The sequence below is a fragment of the Teredinibacter waterburyi genome, from assembly GCF_001922985.1.
Taxonomy (GTDB): Bacteria; Pseudomonadota; Gammaproteobacteria; order Pseudomonadales; family Cellvibrionaceae; genus Teredinibacter; species Teredinibacter waterburyi.
On record NZ_MRUH01000120.1, the window covers coordinates 64,206 to 70,205 of the forward strand.

Sequence of the window (6,000 nt, forward strand, 5' to 3'; positions counted from 1 at the left end):
TATTCGGTAACTCTCTTGCCTGGAACGCGCGCTGTGTTTTTAAGCGTGCCGACTGGGCGATTTATGTTGTATTGGTTAAAGAAAATATAAAAGCGCAATGGGGCGCTTGCAAACAAAGGATAAAATTGTGAATCCGGTAATTAAAAAATTTCAATTTGGTAACGATACCATAACCCTCGAAACAGGCCGTATCGCTCGTCAGGCATCTGGCGCGGTGTTGGTCTCTATGGGTGAGACCCGAGTGTTATGTACCGTTGTTGGTGCGAAAGAAGCTTCTCCTGGTCAGGGCTTTTTCCCACTCTCAGTACACTATCAAGAAAAGGCTTATGCTGCGGGCAAAATCCCCGGCGGTTTCTTTAAGCGCGAAGGGCGACCTTCAGAAAAAGAGACTTTAACGTCACGTCTAATCGACCGTCCTATTCGTCCGCTTTTCCCTAAAGGCTTTATGAATGAAGTACAAGTTGTTTGTACTGTAATCGCCGCTGAGAAAAATGTTGATCCAGATATTGCTGCTTTGATCGGTACCTCCGCTGCATTGGCGATTTCCGGAATTCCTTTCGCTGGTCCAATCGGCGCTGCGCGCGTAGGTTATGACGCTAACGAAGGTTATGTGCTTAACCCAAGCTACTCGGCGCTTAAAGAGTCTGAGCTAGATATGGTTGTAGCCGGTACTCAAGACGCTGTTTTAATGGTTGAGTCTGAAGCAAACGAATTGCCAGAAGATATCATGTTGGGCGCAGTACTTTACGCTCACCAAGAAATGCAAGCGGTTGTCCAAGCGGTTAAAGAGTTAGTGCGTGATGCTGGCAAGCCCGTTTGGGATTGGTCTCCAGAAGCGGTTAACGAAGAGCTCAAAGCTGCGGTTGCACTTAATTTTGAAGATTCAATTGGTGTTGCGTACCGCATTACTGATAAAGCTAAGCGTTACGATCGTCTTAACGAATTGCGCAACCAAGCGGTTGGCGAATTGGCTAAAGATGGTAGCGGCGTAACAGCCGACGACGTTAAAAAACTTTTTGCCAAACTTGAAAAGAATATTGTTCGTACTCGTGTCGTAGCTGGTGAGCCGCGCATTGATGGTCGTGACAATAAAACCGTACGCGGTTTACAGGTTGAAGTTGGCGTATTGCCAAAGGTACACGGTTCAGCGTTATTCACCCGTGGCGAAACTCAAGCATTAGTTGTAGCTACCTTAGGTTCTGCTCGCGATGCACAGAATATCGACGCGCTCGAAGGCGAGCGTAAAGATAACTTTATGCTTCACTACAACTTCCCTCCTTACTCTGTAGGTGAGTGTGGTCGTATGGGCGGTACAGGTCGTCGTGAAATCGGTCACGGCCGTTTGGCGCGTCGTGGTGTTGGCGCGATGTTGCCGAAAGGTGATGACTTCCCTTATACCATTCGTGTTGTCAGTGAAATTACAGAATCAAATGGTTCTAGTTCAATGGCATCGGTGTGCGGTACTAGCCTGGCCTTGATGGATGCAGGCGTACCATTGAAGGCGCCAGTTGCCGGTATTGCAATGGGCTTGGTAAAAGAAGATAACGGCTACGCGATTTTGACCGATATTCTGGGTGACGAAGATCACCTTGGTGATATGGACTTTAAAGTTGCCGGTACTGCCAATGGTGTTACTGCTTTGCAGATGGACATCAAAATTGAAGGCATTACTGAAGAAATCATGGAGAAAGCATTGGAGCAGGCACAGGCCGCTCGTTTGCATATTCTTACTGAAATGAATGCAGTAATTGCTACACCGCGCGGAAAGTTGTCTGACAATGCTCCGCAATACCATACGATGAAAGTGGATTCAGATAAGATCCGTGACATCATTGGTAAAGGTGGTGCTACTATCCGTTCAATTACCGAAGAGACCGGTTCTTCTATCGATATTGACGACGATGGTACGGTTAAAATTTACGCCGATGATGGCGACGGTTTGCAAGCGGCTATTTTACGAATTGAAGAAATTACCGCGGAAGCCGAAATTGGTGCTACCTATACCGGTAAAGTTGTTCGAATCGTTGATTTCGGTGCGTTTGTAAACTTCTTGCCTGGTAAAGATGGTTTGGTCCATATTTCACAAATCGCACACGAGCGCGTGCAGAATGTGACCGACTATTTGACCGAAGGTCAGGACGTTGATGTGAAGTGTTTGGACATTGACCAGCGCGGCCGCATTAAGCTTTCGATTAAAGAGTTGTTGCCAGCTCCGACACAGGAAGAAACTAGCGATGCAGGCGACGAGGCTTAAGTTCTCGTTACTCTGTTAGTTCTTTCGAAAAAAGCCCGCTTCTCGCGGGTTTTTTTTGTTAAGTGATTTATCCTTACCGAAAAGTTGGAATGCGGAGAGTAGAGGTGTAGGTCACCTATAAATCGATCCGGCTTAAGTAACACTGAGGGTTACGACCTTTAAACTGGACTAGATATAAATGTAACTTTCGATTGCATCAATTTACAATTACTGAAAAGTTTCTGGCTTAGAATAGATAACAATATATTAAAAATGGGCGTTACTTTGATAAAGTTAAAATTAGATTTCACTTGTAATTTATGTCTGTCTTGTGTCGTTGCGCTCTCATTATCTGGCGCTGTTGCGGCTGCTGAGTCGTTGCCGAAAGCTGAGTTAGGAATTGGTTTAGCCAGCCAGTATTTGGGTGACTACCGGGGTTCTGATGAAGCGCGTGTTTACGCGTTACCCTTCCCTATACTTATCTACCGTGGCGAAATTGTGCAGGCCGATCGCAGTGGTATTCGCGGTCGCTTTTCGATAAGTGAAAATGTTGAATTCACCATCAGCGGCGAAGCTGCGTTAAACGGTGGCAGTAAAAATAATAAGATGCGCGCGGGTATGACGGAGTTAGATTCGGCGTTTGAGATAGGCCCTGCGGTCAATATTAACTTAACGGGTGAGTCGTTCGATTCTGGTTGGGCGCTGCGTCTACCCGTGCGAGCGGTGTTTGCGGTGAGTTTCGATAACATCGAGCATATAGGCTATAACGCCAATCCAAAGCTCACCTATCGCAAGCCAAATCTTTGGCAAGAGTGGGAAGGAAAACTTGATGTCGGTTTTCTCTGGGCGTCTGAACAATATCACGACTATTACTACAGCGTAGCGCCAGAATTCGTTACCGACACGCGACCTTTTTATCGTGCGAAAGCTGGTTATAGTGGCGCTTACTCTAAAATTTCGATGAAAAAGCGCTGGCAGAATTTATGGGTAGGTTGGAATCTTCGTTACGACAATCTTGCCGCTGCCGAATTTAGTGATAGTCCCCTAATGGAAACTAATCACTACTTCTCAACATCATTGGCTTTCGGTTGGATGTTTTGGCAGTCCAGAGATTAGCGGGCTACAAGTTAGCGGCAACCGCGCTATGAGCAAAGTGCTCCTTTAGAAAGTGAATAATATCTAAAGATTCATACAACCATACAGCTTCGCCATCTGGCTGTTCAATTTTAAGCGCAGGCACTTGGCTTTTGCCGCCATCCTCAATAAGCTCTTTACGCGCTTTTGGCTCCGATGAAGTGTTCACCGATTTAATCTGCAAGCCCATTGCCCGCGTGGCGTGTTCGACACGAATGCAAAACGGGCACGATGGGCGTTGGTATAGGGTGACATGGGCTAACTTTAAGTAGCGGGTATTAATGGCCTTCATCGACTTCTCCTCTGATTCGGCGAGGTGGCATTGAGGTCATTATAGAGTGTGAACAGAGACGACACTATCACCGATGTAAAATTGATATTGATGGAATGAATAGATAATGACTATTAAACCCCTTTACCTTGATAGCTCGCTTCCGGTCGAAGCGCGTGTGGAAGACCTGTTGGCTCGTATGACCCTAGAGGAAAAAGTCGGCCAAATGGTGCAGCTACCGGGGTTTGAGTCGGACCCCGAAACCTTTATCGAGAAGTACAAGCTTGGCTCTTACCTACATTCTACCGGCGACCAAATCGGTGAGCTAAAGAGCGCTAATCAGGCGCAATCGCGGTTAAACATCCCGTTGATATTCGGCATCGACGCGATTCATGGCCACTGTATCGAAGATGAGACAACTGTTTTTCCTGTACAGCTGGCGCTGGCAAGTACTTGGAACCGTGATTTAGCCTTGGAAATGGGGCGGATAACCGCGCGTGAGGCGTTTGCCTCTGGCTTGGATTGGACCTTTTCGCCGGTACTGTGTCTTGCGCGAGATCCGCGCTGGGGGCGCACCAGCGAAACATTTGGTGAAGACGGTTATCTGGCCGGAGAAATGGCTAAAGCGGTTGTGGAGGGCTATCAGGGCGCTGAATACCCCTTTGCGGCCTGCGCCAAGCATTTTGCTGCTTATGGAGAGACCACCGGCGGTCGAGATTCATCTGATGCGCATATTTCAGAACGGCAGATGCGCGATATATTCCTGCCGCCGTTTGAACGACAGGTTAAGGCTGGTTGCAAAACGGTGATGATCGGCTATCAGGCCCTAAACGGCGTACCTTGCTCGGCTAATACCTGGCTTTTGAATGATATTCTTCGGGATGAGTGGGGCTTTGATGGCGTTGCGGTTACCGACTGGAATAACGTCGGCCAGATGGTGACCCTGCAACATGCTGCGCCGAACATCAAAGAGGCGGTATACCTGTGTTTACAGGCCAGCAACGATATGATCATGACAACCCCTGAGTTTTATCAGGCCGCCCTAGAGTTGGTGGCGGAGGGGCGAATCAGCGAGTCTCGCATCGACCAAAGTGTACGTCGAATTTTAAAGCTTAAGTTTGAATTGGGATTATTTGAGCCGCGGATATCTGTCGATCGGGCTGAGCTATTAGCCGATCAAAACCGCTGGCGGCCAGCGCTGGCGGCTTCGCAACAGTCTTTGACGCTGGTGAAAAACGAGGGCATTTTGCCGTTGGCAGGCCCGAAAAAAATTCTGTTACTTGGCGACAACGCCGATAACCTTATTTCCCAGCTCGGTGATTGGTCATTTCTACCTGGCCCAGCAATCTACACCGATACGAAAACCCACCGTGCTGATACCGTAACCCTGCGCATGGCCCTGCAAGATTATTGTGATAGTAATGGGATAGAACTGACTTACCTTGGCGCCGACGTTTGCGGCCCTTATTTTGGTGATGACTTTGGCGGTGAAGCTGTGTCGGCTGCCAATCGCGAATTGTTGCTCAGCAGCGCCGAGAACGCCGATGTTGTTTTGTTCTGCGCTGGCGATGGCCTAAAGCAGAATGGTGAATTTCACGATCGCGCCGATTTGACCTTAACCGGCAATCAGCAAGAAGTGTTTGATTGTCTCGCGAACAGCGCTACCCCAGTTGTTAGCCTAATGGTGATGAGTAAACCCCATTGTATTGAGAAAATATTGTCCGACTCTGCGGCGGTGTTGATCGCCTTTAACCCTGGCGCCAAGGGCGGCACGGCGATTACCCAGTGTTTGTTTGGTGAGATTAATCCCTGTGGGCGTTTGCCGATAAGCTTTCCCCGTCACGTGGGGCAATTGCCGGTGCACTATAATCAGGCGCCAGGTTGGCATGCGCCGATCTCGCCGTTTTACGACGGTGTAGCCCGTTATATCGACTTGCCTGCGACCCCCTTATTGGCCTTTGGTGAGGGCATGAGTTACAGCCGGGTTGATTATGGCGTTGCCCAGCTGAGTCACCACGCCCTCGGTTTGAATGAGTTGGTGTCTGGTCAGCAGGTAAGCTTGGTTCTGGAACTCAGCAACAACAGCGAGCGAGACGCAGTAGAGGTAGTGCAACTCTATTGTCAGCTCTGTATTCCTGGGGTTACCAGCCCAACCAAACGTCTCTTGGCTTTTGAGCGAGTTGAGGTTGCGGCCGGCGACACTCAGGCGGTGACATTTCAGCTAGGTGCGGAGCAGTTTAAGGTGTTGGATATTGCTTTGAACCGCGTGAACTATCGGGGAGAGGTAGTTTTGATGGTAGGTAAAAGCAGTCGTGCAGATCAGTTGCAGCGCTTGACCTTAAGCCTGAATTAAAGCCTCCGC

Annotated in this window: 4 protein-coding genes; 3 read left to right on the plus strand and 1 reads right to left on the minus strand. The window is 48.7% G+C overall.

Annotated features, from left to right (window positions below; all coding sequences use genetic code 11):
- The first annotated feature begins 127 nt into the window (after window positions 1-127).
- On the plus strand, window positions 128-2,254 hold the full coding sequence (pnp, locus tag IDZ20_RS08225) for a polyribonucleotide nucleotidyltransferase (protein WP_188150943.1): 2,127 nt from the start codon (window positions 128-130) through the stop codon (window positions 2,252-2,254).
- A gap of 264 nt (window positions 2,255-2,518) precedes the next feature.
- Window positions 2,519-3,349: a MipA/OmpV family protein gene (locus IDZ20_RS08230; protein WP_245792206.1), complete on the plus strand. Its 831-nt coding sequence runs from the start codon at window positions 2,519-2,521 to the stop codon at window positions 3,347-3,349.
- 4 nt (window positions 3,350-3,353) lie between these two features.
- Here the strand turns inward: IDZ20_RS08230 and IDZ20_RS08235 are convergent, their stop codons facing one another.
- Window positions 3,354-3,659, minus strand: coding sequence for a glutaredoxin family protein (locus IDZ20_RS08235; RefSeq protein ID WP_188150945.1), 306 nt, complete (start codon window positions 3,657-3,659; stop codon window positions 3,354-3,356).
- Between the two features lie 106 nt (window positions 3,660-3,765).
- On the opposite strand from IDZ20_RS08235, the gene IDZ20_RS08240 reads away from it, so the two are divergent.
- Window positions 3,766-5,991, plus strand: a complete 2,226-nt coding sequence (locus IDZ20_RS08240) for a beta-glucosidase family protein (protein WP_188150946.1) — start codon at window positions 3,766-3,768, stop codon at window positions 5,989-5,991.
- The last annotated feature ends 9 nt before the right edge of the window (window positions 5,992-6,000 follow it).